The organism is Neptunomonas sp. XY-337 (genome assembly GCF_004959845.1).
In the GTDB taxonomy this organism is placed as follows: domain Bacteria; phylum Pseudomonadota; class Gammaproteobacteria; order Pseudomonadales; family Balneatricaceae; genus Neptunomonas; species Neptunomonas marina.
The window spans coordinates 194,587-211,022 of the sequence record NZ_SPLL01000005.1; the positions used below are offsets into that span (position 1 = coordinate 194,587).

Consider the following 16,436-nt stretch of genomic DNA (forward strand, 5'->3'; position numbering starts at 1 on the left):
CGCAGCACAACAGCCGTTGCTAATCAATTGTTTTATGTGCGATTATCAAGAATCGCTCAGCCTTCTCGATTATACAGGACCGGCCCGCATGCAACACTCATTAGCTAATCTGACCCCCTTGGTACAAGAGATATCTGATGCGGAAAATGCAGTCGCGGCCATGCAGACGATTGTGGCCAGGCTCAGCGACCTGATGGAGGTGCCTGTTTGCAGTCTTTATCTAAAATCCCCCTCGCGTGCGCAACTGATTCTTGCCGCCACTCAAGGCCTATCTCAGTCGGCTGTGGGGAAGATTCGCCTTAATCCTGAGGAGGGCTTGGTTGGTACAGTTGCTGCCACAAAGAACTTGCTAAACCTTGAAGATGCCTCGCTGCATGAGAAGTTTCGGCTGTTCCCAGATGCAGAGGAAACTCCCTATCGCCAGTTTATGGCTGTTCCGCTGATTCACTTGCGCCAATTAGTGGGCGTTATTGTTATTCAAGGTACAAAACGTGCGCCTTTCTCACCGGAAGCTGAAGCGTTTTTGGTGACCGTGGCTTCACAGCTTGCTGCAACGCTGAACGCGATTCAAAAGTCTGGCGACTGGATGCCAAGGCGCCGTCCCGGCAAGCTATATAAGCGTTATGACGGTATCTCTGGCTCGACAGGCGTTGCTGTTGGTCAGCTTACGCAGCTAAACAGCCAAGTGGACCTGAAGGCATCCCTGCCGAAAAAAGCCGATGATATTCAAGAGGAGCTGGAGCGCTTTCATCACGCACTCGAAGGTGCGATCGCCGAAGTAGAGCAAGGCGAGGCGCGTATTGAAAAAGACCTACCCGAAGATATCGCGTCGCTTTTCACCGTTTATCGCATGATGCTGGCGAGCCCAGAACTCTCCGCAAACGTCATCACCCTCATCGAGAAGGGCAACACAGCGATCTGGTCGGTGCGTAAAGCTGCGCTTGATCACGCGGCGGTGTTTGAAGCCTCAGAAGACCCTTACATGCAGGCGCGCGCCGAAGATGTGCGTAATATCGCCATTAAGCTGATCAATCAAATGCTGCGCAAGAAGCGATTGCGTGAGCCCCCTAAAGATACCGCCATCATCCTGGCGGGAGATTTGATCAGTATTACGGACCTATCTGATTTCGATAAAGATCAGATTGTCGGCATTATTTGCCGCTCGGGCTCGGCATTATCCCATACGGCAATCGTTGCAAACGCCCTAGGTATTCCCGCAGTGATGGGCGTCACTGAGCTAGATATCGAACGTTACAGCGGCCAGACCGTCATCATCGACGGCAACAGTGGTTTTGTTATCGCGTCACCGCCTAAAGAGATGACACGCGAATACCGCCAGATCAAGCGTAATGAGGAGAAGTTCAACTCCCAACTGGCGCAACTCAAAGATTTACCTGCAGAAACGGACGATGGCTTCCATGTCACGCTACTGACCAATACCGGCCTATTGGCTGACGTATCGCCGGGTCTTGTGAATGGTGCCGAGGGTGTGGGGCTGTATCGCTCTGAAATCCCGTTTATGGTCCACGATGGTTTCCCAACAGAAGATGAGCAGTACCGGGTTTATAAGCAGGTCATCGATGCCTACTACCCAAGACCCGTGTCGATGCGGACGCTAGATATTGGTGGCGATAAGCAACTCCCCTACTACGAGATTAAAGAGGAAAACCCCTATCTTGGCTGGCGAGGTATTCGCTTCACATTGGATAACACTGCGCTGCAAATTACTCAGCTACGCGCTATGGTCCGCGCTGGGCACGGCCGCGAGAACCTGCAGATCATTGTGCCAATGGTCAGCCGCATTGACGAGATCAAAGCGCTGCGCGCACTGCTCGATCAAGTACTCAAAGATCTACACAATGAGGGCAAGCAAGCAACGGCACCAAAGCTCGGTATTATGATCGAAGTACCTGCAGCTATCTTGCTGTTAGAGAAAGCCGCACCCTATATCGACTTTGTATCTGTCGGCACCAACGACTTAGCGCAGTACTTGCTCGCCGTTGATCGAAATAACCCGAAAGTCTCGCGTCTATTCGATCCGCTGCACCCTGCGGTGTTGTCAGCGCTTGAGATGATACAAGCGCGCTGTAAAACACTTAACCTACCCATTTCGCTGTGTGGAGAGATGGCTGCCGATCCTGCGGCCGTGCTGCTGCTAATCGCGATGGGCTTTGACCGGCTGAGTTTGAGTGCTCATCGTATTCCGATGATTAAATGGGTGATTCGCAATACGAGCCGCAAAGATCTCGAAAAGCTACTGATTAAAGCGCAAAAAGCGGAGGACGAGAGTGAGATCCGCCGCATGACCAAACGCAAGCTCAAAACGCTGGGGCTTTAACACTCCCCCAGCGAAGCAGGGCTATCAGGGCGCACGCGTTGGCGAATCAGGTCGTATGACCAGTTGAACACAAAGGCATACACCAAGAAGAAGACCACCATGCCAAGATCCAAAACCAATACCGACCAGAAATCCATCTTTAACACGTACATCAACACAGGTAGTGAAACCGCCATTAAACTTAGCTCAAATAACCCTGCATGAATTAGCCGTAGCTTCAGCCCACGGACCGCACGATCAGCACCGGCCAAGTGGTCGAATACCCAGTTGTAGATAAAGTTAATCATCATCGCTAGCAAAGACATACCGATACCCAGCCCCGCTAAGGTAGCCGAATCACCTTGAGTCACTACGCCAGCTAAAAGAACAAACAGCAGCAGCGCAATTGCCTCAAATAACAGCGTGTGAAAAGTACGCTCCATCACAGACATTAAAAAAACCTCCAGTAAGAAACTGGCGTCGATTCTATCTGGATATACAATAGTATAAAGTTAGTTACTATCAGGTTATGTGATATGTTGAGCCTTGATCAAATCCATCTCTTTATTACCGTTGTTGAGACCGGCTCTTTCTCTGCTTGCGCCCGCAAACTGGGCAAAGCGCAATCAGCGATTAGCCAAGGCATCGCTAATCTCGAGCTCGACCTCAACGTGACGCTATTTGATCGTTCCACTCGCATCCCCTCACTTACCAGCGATGGTAAGCGTTTACTACCGCAAGCCCGTGCCATATTGATGCAAGCCGCTGAATTCGAATCAGCCGTGGTAGCGGTCAATAAAGCGGAAGAGCCTCTCATTCGAGTGGCAGTGGACAGTGCACTGAGCTACCCAAGATTATGGGGCACACTCAAGCGCTTCTCCGATACCTTTCCAAATACTGAGCTTGAGCTTTTAGAGTGCGCCAGCCCCGACATTCACCAGCTCTTGCAAAATGAGCGCCTTGATATAGGTTTAGTGTTTTCAGATGTGTCGCTAAAAAGTGCGCTAAAGATATATCTTATTGGTTATGTGCCATTTGTCGCCGTATGCGACCCGCAGCACCCGCTAGCCTTAGCATCCGACCTAGACTTATCCGACCTACTTTTACACCGCGAAGTTGTGATGCGCAGCCAGTCACAACAAGTGCTGCAGCTGTTACCTCCTATGTCGCCGAAAACTTGGTGGGCAGATAGTTTTTACCAAATGCGAGAGCTCATTGCAGCGGGGGTTGGTTGGGGCTACCTGCCTCAACCGATCGCTGCGGAAGGTTTAGGCAACAACGAATTACACACCATTGATCTAGCCCTAGACTATAAAACGTGGGCTGCACCTGCCGATCTTGTTGTAACAAAATCACGAACATCCGGCCCTGCGATGCAGTGGCTTGTCGCAGAACTGAAAAATCTATTGGATCATTAGATCAACTCAATCCACTGCCGCGACCATGATGTCTAGCAAAAGCCACGATCACTGATCTCGTTTTAACTGTATGAACACAACGAGAACTGATAACTTTTCCAACTTTCTGTGCTATTTCCCGTACAATCAGGCTAGGAGTGATCGCCAGTTAACGCTAATGTACACGCAGCTAGGTTAGAGTCGGCGCTAGGACTAAGCAGAGAGGATAATTTGACTGTATAGGCTCAAGTTCACTCTTTAGAAAGCAATTCTATGAGATGATCAAGATCGCGTTTTCTATCTCCATTTTGGCCAGCCCAAGAAGTAGGTAGGCTTAATGATAGTAGTAACACAACGCAGCAACGCTTCTATGAAGCCATGAAAAAAGTGTCGTTTGGTTCGCTTAAACGACGACCTTTTTCGCGTGTGTTTGGTAGGTAAGCTTAATCTTTCTATGAATAGACAATTTTCTGTATATTTGGATTTAGTAAGGTTTTCAGCGGCAATCGCTGTTTTCATATCACATGTGCCTGCGTTTGCAGGCGGATGGCTTTGGCAAATATCGGGCTTTGGCCATGAAGCTGTCGTTATATTTTTTGTTTTATCTGGCTTCGTTATTTCTTATGTTGTATTTGATAGAAAAGAAAATGCCCAAAAATACACAATAAGTCGATTATCGCGAATATATTCTGTCGCCATTCCCGCCATTATTATTACTGCGGTGCTTTATTACGTAGGCCAATCACTAAATCCTGAGGCGTTCTACTCGCTAGGCGAAGAAAAACCAAACCCATTATTTACGTTATTTTCGGCTTTAACGTTCACTAATCAAAGCTGGGTTGCAACTCCAATATTTTCAAATCTACCATATTGGTCATTAGGCTACGAAGTTCTTTATTACATATTTTTCGGTGTATTAGTTTATACAAAAGGAAAGTCTCGTATTGCCCTACTCGCGTTGATCACACTGGTTATGGGGCTAAGCATATTACTCTACCTTCCTATATGGCTGGCCGGTGTATTTTGCTTTAAAAAGCTCAACGCTTATTCACTCACTCTGCACCAATCGCTATCGATCTTTATTCTCTCTGTGGTAGGTATCGCATTATTCTCAACAGATAATGCGCAAGACCTAATCAATGGCTTCTCTCAAAGCATTATTGGACCGGGATTTTATCAACTTTTATTAGAACCTTCAGAAAAGTTTGCTTCTGATTATATTCTTGCTATTTTTGTAACTGCACACATATTTAGTAGCTATCACCTCACTAAAAAATCCAATTTCTTTGCAATAAGCCAGAAAGCAGAGCAGCTTATAAAAGAGGCCTCATCCCATACTTTCTCACTATATCTTTACCATATGCCAATGCTTTACTTCATATCAGCTGTTTTCCCATACAGCTCAAACCCTATTATGAGTATAGTTTTTTGCTGGATTATAGTGCCTACTTTAATCTTCATGATCAGTAACATCACAGAAAAAAGAAAAGGTCTATACACGGTATTTTTTAATAATTTATTGGCTAAGCACTTCAAACTCTCGTGAAGACTTTCTCAACGAAGCTCTCTGGTATACCTATCTAACCGCGCGCTCTGTAGAATCGCTCTCTCGCCCAACAAGTACCTCACCGGCGGGAGAGCTAAGCAGGGCTCAGCTATGCAAAATACGCTGACTACACACTCCAATAACGATCACTAACCTACACATTCTGCGCGACTCGTCATCTTGCGCGAAAAGATAGCGATCACAAGCATCGCCCACGCTACAATAGGCACCATCATCCAGTTCATTGTTTGCCATCCCACCGTTGCTTCAAGCCAGCCGGTCAACATGGCTGAGAGCGTGACCATACCAAAGACAAGAAACTCATTCGTCGCCTGCGTTTTTGCTCGTTCTGACTCACGATACGTACTGGTAACTAAACTCGTTGCGCTGATAAACATAAAGTTCCAACCCACACCCAAAACGACTAGCGCACACCAAAAGTGCCATTCGGACTGGCCATTAAGATTGATCGCTGTGCACAAAAGCAGCAACGCGCCACCACATTGCATTAAGTTCACAGCACCAAAGCGCTGAATTAAGCGCCCTGTGAAAAAAGAGGGTAAGAACATCCCTAACACATGCCACTCGATCACCCACGTTGTCTGAGGGAACGAAAAGCCACACCTTGCCATCGCTAACGGGGTTGCCGTCATTAACAGGTTCATTACCGCATAACTGGTCATGCCCGCAACAACAGCAACCACGAATATAGGCTGTGAAACGATCTCTATCAGTGGCCGAGCGGTGGCTTGGCTCCTCACACTCACAGCGGGTTTCGGAATTTTTACGCCGGTCAGAAGCAACAACGCCAAAATATAGAGCCCCATTAAACCCACAAAGGAGCCAACAAAGTCATAGCCTTGCACCCAATCACGGCTCTGAACAGCCAGTGCAGGACCGATCAGCGCCGCGAGCACTCCCCCTAACATGACAAGTGAAATCGCTCGGTTCTTTTGCGCCGGCTCGCTCGCTTCAACAGCTGCAAAACGGTACAGAGCGCCAAAACCAATCCCTACACCTAGACATAAGGTTCCAACACAGAATAGGTAAAACTGCTCGCTCATTAGCGCCATCGAGGCAAGTACAGCACCACCAATACCGATACTATTCCCCAGATAAAAGCCGTTGCGGCGTCCTATTTTTTGCATGATTAGCGACGCTGGAATGGTTGCTAGCATTAAGCCGACAAATTGCATGGCCACTGGCAAGGTGATCATAGAACTACTCGGCGCTAGGCTCTGCCCGATAAGCCCTGTTACAGCGACTAATAGAATATTTCCAGTTCCTAATAGCGCTTGGCACAGGGACAACAGAACAACACTGCGATTCATCGATAACTCCAAAACTGCATAACAACTCAAACCACTTAGCTAAATTAGCGAACCATAATAGTGCTTACGCCTTTGCATGGGCCAGTATTATTGCCACCGCGGTCAAAAAAATGGCCAGATTCCAGCAGATCTGGAGATCAGGTGTTAAACTGATTAGCACATGTAAACGCTAAATGAGAGCATCCTTATGACGCTGGAAGATCTCTTTGTATTAGTGATCGAGCCATCCAATATGCAGCGCGGCATTATTGTTAATCGTTTGAAAGCACTGGGTATTGTTAACATCGACGAGTTTGAAGAGGGAGCTGCTGCCATCACAGCCATGCAGCAGCAAACGCCCGATCTTGTGCTATCCGCTATGCACCTTCCCGATATGACGGGCACAGAAGTCGTAACGCAAATGCGGGAGCAGGTAGAACTCTCTGATATCACCTTTCTACTGATCTCATCGGAAACACACTATCGCTACTTAGAGCCCATTCGCCAGGCCGGGGCCATTGCAATTCTTCCCAAGCCGTTTGATGAGAATGATTTTCGCAAAGCGCTGCAAAGCACGCTGCACTACATCTGTGACAAAGATGAGATCACTGAACGCGATACATCGGAGTATGAGAACCTGCGCGTTCTCCTTGTGGATGATAGTAAGTTTGCACGCAAGTACCTCAATCAAATTCTGACGAATATCGGGATCGAATCGATTGTTGAAGCGGAAGACGGTGCTCAAGGACTCGCTTTGCTGGAGCAAGAGCGTTTCGACTTAATTGTCTCTGATTACAATATGCCCAATGTTGACGGTAAAGAGATGGTTGAACATATCCGCGCCAGCGATGATCAGCCTACCATTCCGATTATGATGGTGACATCAGAACAAAACGAGAGCCAACTAGCCGCGATACAGGCAGCAGGAGTTTCGGCCCTGATATCTAAACCGCTCTCCTACGACATGATGAAACAGCTGATCGAAAAGCTCGTTTTCGACTCGGACCTGTAACCGATCACTCCACAAAAAAGCCGGCACTCAATGCCGGCTTTTTTATATCTGCTATCGCAAGACTCAGGCTACTCCTCCAACAATGTTTCTGGGTTGAAGCCCATGATCAAAGCGCCCCAGTGTTTACCATCAACATAAATGGGGATCGATAAATCGTTCAACACTTCGCCCGTATCACGAATAAAAGTCTGAAGTAAAAACGGCGAGGTATTTTGAGCACGGCGGATCTCCGCACGATTCCCTGCAAAGATCCGACGGTGACGACTCTTAAGGTTATCTACCGAAAAATCGCCGATGATAGGGTTAGATACCTTCTGGTGATGAGCAGGCGCATAACCATTTTTATCCACCGCGATCGCATAAATAAACTCTGGTCGTTCAGAGATAAAGCGGTCAAACAGAGGCTGTAATGCCGCTTCGTAAGCATCGGTGTAGCTGAGGTCAAACTTTGCGGGCTCAACACCTTCATTAGTGCGGCGATACTGTACATCAAACACATTCAAGCCCTGATGCGCCAACGCCTGAATAGCGTCACTTGTTTGTTTTGACCAGCTTCGTCCAGCCATAATCATCGACTCAAAACCACCAAAGCCTATAATAAAGCGAGATAGCAGTTCTTGAGTCTCTTCGGTTGCAACTTCTAGTTTGTCAGAGTGTTCAACAGACTCATCAACTTCATGTTTGATCTCGTGCGCAATACTGGCAATTTCAGAGACATTCTCGTGGGATTGCTTGTTGCTGTATGCCAACTCATCAATCGCCGCGCTAATGCCCGAAAGTTGGCTATTCACCTGCTCAAAATCGCCCACGAGTTTTACAAACTGCTGGTTGGTCGACTCGATAAAGCCCTCGGTGTTGTGAACATACTGCTGAATATCTTCAGCACTACTACGCGTGGTTTGCACCAGCGTGGCCATTTGTGAAATATTTTTATCAATCTCACTCGTCGCTGAGCTAACTTTCTGCGATAGCGAGCGAACCTCATCCGCAACCACCGCAAAACCGCGCCCCGCTTCACCTGCACGCGCAGCTTCGATCGATGCGTTCAAAGCCAGCAAATTGGTTTGGTCTGAGAAATCTTGCACCATCGATAGGATCTGCGTGACATTTGCCGAGTTCTCACTTAATTGGGAAACCGTTGATTGGAAGTTATTTACAAGATTGCGTATTGAACGTACCTGCTCAAGGACCTTCATTAGCTCATCACCTGACGAGCGCACCTCTTCCATATTGGTATCGGTTTGAGTGCTAATCATCATGGTGCTGTTGGCCACCTCATCAATGGCGACCGTCGACTCCTGACTCGCTTGGAACACCAACTGAGCTTTCTCTTCCTGCTGCGACACTTTGCCCGAGGCGCCTACCAACGCTTTCTTCAAGCGTGTTGCACTGAGGGCGACGCTCACACTGCGGCGGCGGGACTCTGAGATCATCTTTTTCAAGCTATCAGAGAAACGGTTATAGCTGCTCGCCATCTCCGAGATTTCATCGTAGGTATACTCAGGCAACGTCACCGAGATATCGCCATCTTTCTCGCTAATTTGGCTTAAAACATCAGTGATAGCGCGCACTGGACGCAAGAAAAGATGACGCATGAAAAAGATGGTAAAGATACCCGAAAGGACCGCTACAACCACAGTAACGCTCGCAATGATCCACAACTCGCTCGATAACGTTAACAGCGCACTTTTTACACTTTCATCGAGCACACTTTCAGTGGCGACACTGACAATCTCGGCAGAATAGTAGAAGCCTACTCCTAGGAGCACAAGGTGGGGGAGAAGAAGGAAAACGACGTTACCAACAATCTTTTTCGTTAACGAATTGAACAGCGCTTGCTCAACTGCCGTGTATAAACTCATTGCTACATCCCTACTACGTATAATTATTGTTTGTTGGCTTTAAGCAACTTTCCTTTCAGTATAGAAGCTCTCAGCGTAATAGCTTGATGTTAGGGTTCGAAAAGATAAAACTGAATCTAAAAAGAGACAAATCAACCAAGTTATTGATCTCTATCGCCATTGCAGCCAAACACCGCGCTCACGAAGAAACGCCCGGCTTTGGTCCACATGATGACAGTGGCGATGAACAAGTGCCCAAAAACGAGCGGAGTGGTTCATCTCTTCGAGATGCGCCAACTCATGAATCACCACATAATCGATCACCTCTGGCGGCGCCATCATCAGGTGCCAATTGAGCGCGATTCGCCCACGTGAGTTGCACTGCCCCCAGCTCGATTTAAAGTTTGCGACTTTAAGCTCACCAGGCTGCAGCTCCATGACTGCCGACCAGTAGTCCAACCGCTCACTTAGATAATCTTTTGCTTGCCCTTTTAACCATAGCTTAGTCAATTCATTCGTTAACTGCTCTGGCACTTTGGTACTGCGTCGTCCTAACGAAATCACGAGGTGATCGTCGGTTAAGCTTGCTGATGATACGCGAGCGCCAGCAACTACCTGAAGCGGCAGACTTTGGCCTAGATAAAGAAGGCATCGCGCTTCCCAAGGGTTAATAGTGTGCGTTGCAAGCAAAACTTGCTGCTGGGCAAGGTGCTCCCTTACCCACCCAGCACGCTGAGTAAGGAAGTGGGTGAGCCAAGCGGTAGGGGTACGCAGCGGTACACGCGCTAGCGCTTCACCATGCGTCACTTCGATCGTTGCCGTTTTACGCTTAGAGAAAATGACTTTAATCAAAAGCCCTTCAACAGTAACAAAGCATGTTTTAGGCTGAGGCACGCGCGGGTTTCCCTAATAAACGGGTGGGTTTCTTGACTGTTTTGATCATGTATTTGAAGCTGGCATGGTAGCTTGCATCACCTTCGGGCTGCCCGCGGGCAGGTGAGTAGCGCAACTGCTCTAGGTTATTTAGCCATTGCATTAAGCTCTCTTCCCAATAGGGTTGATGCTTCGCGAGGCGCCAACAATAGGTACGAACGGTTTCTCCTTGCTCACGCGCTAAACTTGAGTCAGCTCGGCTCACCAAGCGAGATAGATACTGCACATCGGCATCGACAGCGTGATAGCGCCTTGGGCGTGCACGCAGCAGCCACCAGATCAGCCCCCCTGTTACTAGCGAACCCGGTACAAAGATCACCAAGAGCAGTTTTAAGGTGCTCAGACTACCCATCAGATCATGTAAAAAATCGACCTGCTGGTTGTGGTAGCCCAAGATCCAGCGGTGCCAACTATAGTTGACCGCCTCATAGCGCAAGCGCACCTCATTCAACCACTCTATATTTTTACCTAAGCGCAGCACCGACAGCGGCGACTCGGCAATAAAGTCATCACTGCTACCAAATAATTCATCGAATGGCAGTTGGATACGCTCAGGTGCCACTGCGGTCGTCGGATCTAAACGGCGCCATCCAGTGTTTTCATCCCATACCTCAACCCAAGCGTGGGCCTCGTACTGGCGCACCAGCATATACTTTTCGTACGGGTTCCACTCACCACCCTGGTACCCGCCCACGAGCCGGGTAGGATGCCCGGCTAGGCGCAGTAAGTAAGCGGTGCTACTGGCAAAGTGCTCACAAAAGCCCCGCTGGGTCTCAAAGAGGAATTGATCCACGCTGTTACGCCCCAAGCGACCAGGGGATAGCGTGTATTCAAACGATTGATTAAAGCGCCGATAGAGTGCATCGATCTTCTCAGTTAGGGATAGCTGCTGCTCAACCCAAGACGCGGCCAGCGCACGCGCTTGCGGATTTCCATATGGCGGCAGTCTAAGAAAACGTTCCCGGTCTTGCAGAGATAATTCTTGCGTTGCTTCACGCACAACGGAACGCCCAGAATAGGAGAAACGATCCAAAATAGGCTTACCCGCGGTCACGGTAAAGTCGTTTTTTAGAGTTAAAGTCCCCCTAGCCGCACGGACCGTCTGGGGATAATCAAGCGCCACCAGCCATGGCCGAGCTGTCGGTTCCATGATGATTTCATAGTCATAGTAGGTATCTGTATCAATCGCGCTGGCCTCAAGCCCAACATTTTTACCCACATTGAGCCAACTGCGGCCATCGTAAAAATCATACGTAATCGCGCGCCAATAGCGTTGCGACCGCTCTGGCGGCGCGTCATCCGTAAAACTGGCACGGAATGCAACGCTATCATTGCGTGTTAAGTTAGCAACAGAGCCTGGGTCAACTTCGTTAGACAGCCCTGTTTTTGCCACTGCACGCTCAGATTTAACACTCCATAGCGGCTCGATTCGTGGAAACACGAGAAATAGCACCACCATCACAGGGGCAGACTGAGCTAGTATCGTTGCACTCCTTTTTAATGTGCCAAAGTTCACCTGCTTAGCCTGTACCTCGTTCAGAGAGATCAGAGCCGCGAATGTAATCGCCAGAGAGAAAAATCCGTATAGCGCCGCGACAATAGACTGATCAAACAGGAAGTTAACGGCTACCATGAACAGGGATACCAGCACTAAAACCCAGCCGTCACGACGCGTACGTAGTTCTAAAACCTTCAGGCCAGCGCCTGCAATCAGCAGCGTTGCCAGACCTGCTAGGCTCTCTAAGCCGGATGCCGAGACCAATACGCCCACTGACATCAGCGGGACCACAGACCATCGCACCCAGCGCGCCAACGGCTTGCGAACCTTCAGCGTGCTCGCAAAGCCCCATGCAAGCAAAGCGCCTACAACGACGGTAAGCCATAACGGAATTTCGCGGATCTGCGGCAAGCATACCGCAACCAACATCGTTAGCAGCCATAGCTTGCTAGAGCGGGCGAGCAACACCTCCGGTTTGTTGGTAGCCTCCGCTACTGTGGACTTTTTAAACCGAAACGTTGGAAGTTTCACAGCAACGCTCCCTCATCATAGAGTGCCAAGTGCTTGAGCACTTCGCGCAAATGATCATCCCCGACTGCTGGTTCCATCGTCACATTTGGCAATACTAAGCCAAAGGGCGCTTGGCGCTCATTCAATGTGACTGCCCAGTAGGTCAACCGCGATAGCTTTGCTTCGGTGTCCAGTTGCGGCCACAAGTGCCAGGAGAGCCAGCGCTCTTGAGCCTCCTCCCCTTGGTAGGATTTCACATGCAACCCATAACCTTTTGCGTATACTTTCCATGCCACTCGGCTGAGCGGCGCTCCTGGCTGATAACTCTTCAGTTCTTGGAAGTCCTCTTCACCGACATGCCCTTCGGCACCGTCTCCGCCCACAGGGCGATTCAGTTGCCCCAGCTCGCCTCCAGCGACGGGTCGTGGGTAGATTAGCGCAGGCTCTTCGAAGCGCAGCCAAGTCCAGCAACGAAAAATACCCAGCGGGTAAACAGATGAGATGCGTAATAGCTCAGGGGCTTGCCACCCTCTCACCTGACTGCTCGCGGGCACATACACCAACAACGGCTTATCCCGTTCAAGATCATAAGTAACCTGCTCTTGGCCACGAAAGCCAAACTGTAGCTGTGTTAGGGAACGGCTCGATAGCACTTCAAAACGATAACGGAGTTCATCGCCAACAAAAACCGGCGAGGGTGTTTGTATACGTATTCGTAACCCAGAGAGGTTGGCGTAGGTATGCATAATTGCCGTGATGAAAAGCGAAGTCAGTGTAAAACAGATCGCATAGGCTAAGTTGTTTTGGTAATTGATCGCGAGCATCAAGACAAGCAGTGCCACACAGATAAATGCAAGCCCTGCCAAGGTGGGGAAGATGTAGATGCGCTTATGGGTCAGCAACACCTCTGACTGAACAGGGTAGCGACTTACCAGCCAGTTTCTAAATTTATGATCGACCGTATCCCACATGCGTTTAGCTCAGTACATCCACGCTAGCAAGAATATTGGTTGTAATACTCTGCCCTAGCTGGGTGCCAGAACGAAGCATCAAACGGTGTGCAACCACCGGCTCAAATACAACTTGAACATCATCGGGGGTCACAAAGTCGCGGCCTTCCATATAAGCCCACGCCTTGGAAGCTTGTATCAATGCCAGCGCACCGCGCGGCGATAAACCAAGCTGGATCGTCTCAATGGTACGTGTTTGCTGGGCAAGACGCTGTACATAGTCAACCACGGCATCGCTCACCGTAACTTGATCGCACGCAAGCTGAATATTCATAAGCGTCTGGCGATCAATACTGACGGCCAAACGACCGATATCCTGTCGAGTATCGCCATGCTTTAATAGCGCGCGCTCAGTTTCCTCATCTGGATACCCCAGCGAAAGCCGCATCAAAAAGCGGTCCAACTGAGATTCTGGCAGCGGGAACGTACCATACTGGCTTGCGGGGTTTTGTGTTGCTATCACAAAGAAAGGTTCTGGGAGCTGACGCGTTGCTCCCTCTGCAGAAACCTGCCCCTCCTCCATCGCCTCAAGCAGCGCACTTTGCGTTTTTGGCGTCGACCGGTTGATCTCATCCGCAAGTAGTAGCTGCGTAAAAACCGGCCCTGGATGAAACTGAAAACCACCTTCCTGTTGATTGAACACCGCACTGCCAATGATATCAGCCGGCAGCAGGTCGCTGGTAAACTGCACGCGGCGATACTCAAGATCAAAAACATGAGCTAAGGTGTGCGCCAGTGTCGTTTTACCCATCCCCGGTAAGTCTTCAATTAAGAGATGCCCGCGAGACAACATACATGCGACGGCGAGTTTTACCGTTTCCTCTTTACCCATCACAACCGATGATACCGCTTGCACTGCTGTTGCTAATCTATCCTGCATCTCCAACCCTTTTCCTATACAAACCAACCAGTTGAGCTTTCACACCACTATAGTCTAGACACAAAAAACGCAGCTAATGCTGCGTTTTTATAAAAAGAATTTAAGCGAGTTTATTAGTGGTGATGACCACCTTCACCGTGGGCATGACCATGGCTAAGCTCATCTTCAGTGGCAGCACGCACTTCTGTCACCTCGATATCAAAGAACAACTCTTGGCCAGCCAGTGGATGGTTGCCATCCAAAGTTACGCCATCATCTTCAATTTTGATCACAGTTACTGGCTGCTCTCCCCATGGGGCCTGCGCCATAAATTGCATACCCACTTGCAACTCGTTAATGCCTTGGAAGTTTTCATGTGGCACTTTCTGCACCAACTCTTCACGCACGTCACCGTAACCCTCTTCAGGTTTAACAGTTACTTCTAGCTTATCGCCTGTCGCCTTGCCCACCAACGCATTCTCTAAACCCGGAACAATGTTGTTCGCACCGTGAAGATACGCCAAAGGCTCTTGGCCTTGTGACGAGTCAAGCACTTCACCTGCTGCGTTTTTGAGTGTGTAGTGCATTGTGACTACTGCGTTATCTGCGATTTGCATAACCTTGCTCCTGATTATTGGCTTTGAAGACAGAACACCCACGCCTGAGCGTCCTCATGGGCCATCCTAACCATTGCGATCCAAAACCGAAAGGCAAAACAGATATTAATGTTGAAAAAGCCACCCGGTGAGCGTCGCTATTCACTCGACACTTTTATCCTGCAAAATTAAAATGTCTGTTTTAAACTACGCTACAGACCCCATAATCTCTGGCTAAAAGTAAAAAATAGGAATTATTCCTATCGCTCTATGCGTCGCTCAGACTTATCATAGTGGTTAACAAAAATGGATTTTTCGTTGGAGTTTATCGTTATGGACAATATCTGTGCCCAGTGCCAAGAACTGGTCAGTTACCAAAGTGCGCGTCCTCATGCTCAGCTTAAACTTATGAGCAGTCTACCTAATAGCCAGCTGTATAAATGCTCTGACTGCGGGTCTTACCTACATGCGTTTGATCAAGACTGGGAAGTACTTATCGAAGGTGGTGAGCAACCAACCGACAGCCCTTCCCATATCGCGGCATACGCTTAAGTACCGCTAACAACTAGACAGGCAGCCTTAAACAGCACGAATAAGCTACTAGGCTCCAGTTAAAGAGTCCGGATGGAAAGACCTGATAATCTCTTGAAAGATCTCAGTGGGGCGATTTTGATGGGCGCGCTTCTTGATAACCGCTGCGATGCCAAGGGTATAACAGCGCTCAGCTCCGCCCACTTGCCTTAACTGCTCCTCTTCGACATAAAGCTTTGCATAATTTTCGGGTAAGAAGGCGATAAACTTACCCGATAATATCATCGCTAAACGCGTTTCATAAAAGTACGCTGTGCCCTTAAAGCTCATGCTTGATAGCTGTGCACTTGCCTCCTCGTGGGGTTTCAAACCCGGTAAGATCGCCGTGAACTGATTAATCACTTCATCGGTGATTTCACTCTCCGGCAGATCAAACAATGGGTTTCCGCGCCCGCAATAAAGACGGCACACATCACTATAAAGGTGATAGTACTCCAGCCCATCCAGCTGTCGGTGATATGGGATCAAGCCTACATCGACCTCGTCATTGAGCACCATGCGCTCAATCTCCGCCATATAGGAGACTTCGCTTTGTAGCTTGATCTCTGGTGCAAGCGTCGAGAAACGGCTGATCATCTCGGGGAACTTCGCTCGTGGATCAAGGCTAGTGCCGTCTGATACGAGGATGCGCATAATCCCAGCCGGGTTCTGGCTCATATCGTTCACGACATCACGAAACTCGTCCAATGATTCTAATAGCTTATTTGTCATCTCGTAGACAACGGCGCCCTCTTTCGTCAGCGAGAAGCCGGCACGCCCGCGCTTGCACAAGGTGAGGTTGAGCCGAGACTCAAGGTTCGAGATATGGATACTGATCGTCGAACGGCTGATATTTAGATCGGTTTCTGCCGCTGAGAAGCCCCCGTTATCAACGACCGACTTGAAAATTCTCAACTGCTTAATTTCGAAGTCACCGACTTGACCAAGCGAATAGTTTTTCAGACTCATGAGTTACTTTCTAAAACTGAACGTTAATAGATCTTCATCTGTTAACCGCAGAGCTATTGCTATATTGC

The 16,436-nt window shown here is 48.9% G+C and carries 14 protein-coding genes; 5 read left to right on the forward strand and 9 right to left on the reverse strand.

Annotation, left to right across the window (positions count from 1 at the left end; translation table 11 throughout):
- The first annotated feature begins 88 nt into the window (after positions 1-88).
- Entirely contained in the window at positions 89-2,338 is a 2,250-nt protein-coding gene (gene ptsP / locus E4L36_RS12710; protein WP_136680919.1) for a phosphoenolpyruvate--protein phosphotransferase, read from the forward strand.
- Here ptsP and E4L36_RS12715 read toward each other — a convergent pair.
- Positions 2,335-2,769 (reverse strand): PACE efflux transporter, encoded by a 435-nt coding sequence (locus E4L36_RS12715; RefSeq protein WP_136680920.1) that lies wholly within the window; start codon positions 2,767-2,769, stop codon positions 2,335-2,337. The genes ptsP and E4L36_RS12715 overlap by 4 nt on opposite strands.
- A gap of 84 nt (positions 2,770-2,853) precedes the next feature.
- Here E4L36_RS12715 and E4L36_RS12720 point away from each other — a divergent pair, with 84 nt between their 5' ends.
- Entirely contained in the window at positions 2,854-3,735 is an 882-nt protein-coding gene (locus tag E4L36_RS12720) for a LysR family transcriptional regulator (protein ID WP_136680921.1), read from the forward strand.
- A 433-nt stretch (positions 3,736-4,168) separates the two neighbouring features.
- Positions 4,169-5,260 carry an acyltransferase gene (locus tag E4L36_RS12725; RefSeq protein ID WP_136680922.1) on the forward strand — a complete coding sequence of 364 codons (1,092 nt, stop codon included), beginning with the start codon at positions 4,169-4,171 and terminating at the stop codon, positions 5,258-5,260.
- A 149-nt stretch (positions 5,261-5,409) separates the two neighbouring features.
- On the opposite strand, the gene E4L36_RS12730 is transcribed toward E4L36_RS12725, so the two are convergent.
- On the reverse strand, positions 5,410-6,591 hold the full coding sequence (locus E4L36_RS12730; RefSeq protein WP_136680923.1) for an MFS transporter: 1,182 nt from the start codon (positions 6,589-6,591) through the stop codon (positions 5,410-5,412).
- A gap of 187 nt (positions 6,592-6,778) precedes the next feature.
- On the opposite strand from E4L36_RS12730, the gene E4L36_RS12735 reads away from it, so the two are divergent.
- Positions 6,779-7,582 (forward strand): response regulator, encoded by an 804-nt coding sequence (locus E4L36_RS12735; RefSeq protein WP_136680924.1) that lies wholly within the window; start codon positions 6,779-6,781, stop codon positions 7,580-7,582.
- Positions 7,583-7,650: 68 nt separating this feature from the next.
- Here the strand turns inward: E4L36_RS12735 and E4L36_RS12740 are convergent, their stop codons facing one another.
- From E4L36_RS12740 to E4L36_RS12765, 6 genes are all read right to left on the reverse strand, one after another.
- The gene (locus E4L36_RS12740) at positions 7,651-9,444 is read right to left on the reverse strand and encodes a methyl-accepting chemotaxis protein (RefSeq protein WP_136680925.1); all 1,794 of its coding nucleotides are present in this window, start codon (positions 9,442-9,444) and stop codon (positions 7,651-7,653) included.
- 150 nt (positions 9,445-9,594) lie between these two features.
- Positions 9,595-10,317: a SprT family zinc-dependent metalloprotease gene (locus tag E4L36_RS12745; RefSeq protein ID WP_136680926.1), complete on the reverse strand. Its 723-nt coding sequence runs from the start codon at positions 10,315-10,317 to the stop codon at positions 9,595-9,597.
- Positions 10,304-12,385 (reverse strand): DUF3488 and transglutaminase-like domain-containing protein, encoded by a 2,082-nt coding sequence (locus tag E4L36_RS12750; RefSeq protein ID WP_136680927.1) that lies wholly within the window; start codon positions 12,383-12,385, stop codon positions 10,304-10,306. Before E4L36_RS12750 ends, E4L36_RS12745 begins: the two co-directional genes overlap by 14 nt.
- Positions 12,382-13,335: a DUF58 domain-containing protein gene (locus E4L36_RS12755; RefSeq protein WP_136680928.1), complete on the reverse strand. Its 954-nt coding sequence runs from the start codon at positions 13,333-13,335 to the stop codon at positions 12,382-12,384. The genes E4L36_RS12750 and E4L36_RS12755 overlap by 4 nt, the downstream gene beginning before the upstream one ends.
- Before the next feature lie 4 nt (positions 13,336-13,339).
- Positions 13,340-14,254: a MoxR family ATPase gene (locus tag E4L36_RS12760; RefSeq protein WP_136680929.1), complete on the reverse strand. Its 915-nt coding sequence runs from the start codon at positions 14,252-14,254 to the stop codon at positions 13,340-13,342.
- Positions 14,255-14,367: 113 nt separating this feature from the next.
- Entirely contained in the window at positions 14,368-14,850 is a 483-nt protein-coding gene (locus E4L36_RS12765; protein WP_127692413.1) for a peptidylprolyl isomerase, read from the reverse strand.
- A 285-nt stretch (positions 14,851-15,135) separates the two neighbouring features.
- Here E4L36_RS12765 and E4L36_RS12770 point away from each other — a divergent pair, with 285 nt between their 5' ends.
- Positions 15,136-15,381, forward strand: coding sequence for a hypothetical protein (locus E4L36_RS12770; protein WP_136680930.1), 246 nt, complete (start codon positions 15,136-15,138; stop codon positions 15,379-15,381).
- Between the two features lie 48 nt (positions 15,382-15,429).
- On the opposite strand, the gene E4L36_RS12775 is transcribed toward E4L36_RS12770, so the two are convergent.
- Positions 15,430-16,368, reverse strand: a complete 939-nt coding sequence (locus tag E4L36_RS12775; RefSeq protein ID WP_136680931.1) for a LysR family transcriptional regulator — start codon at positions 16,366-16,368, stop codon at positions 15,430-15,432.
- Between the last annotated feature and the right edge of the window lie 68 nt (positions 16,369-16,436).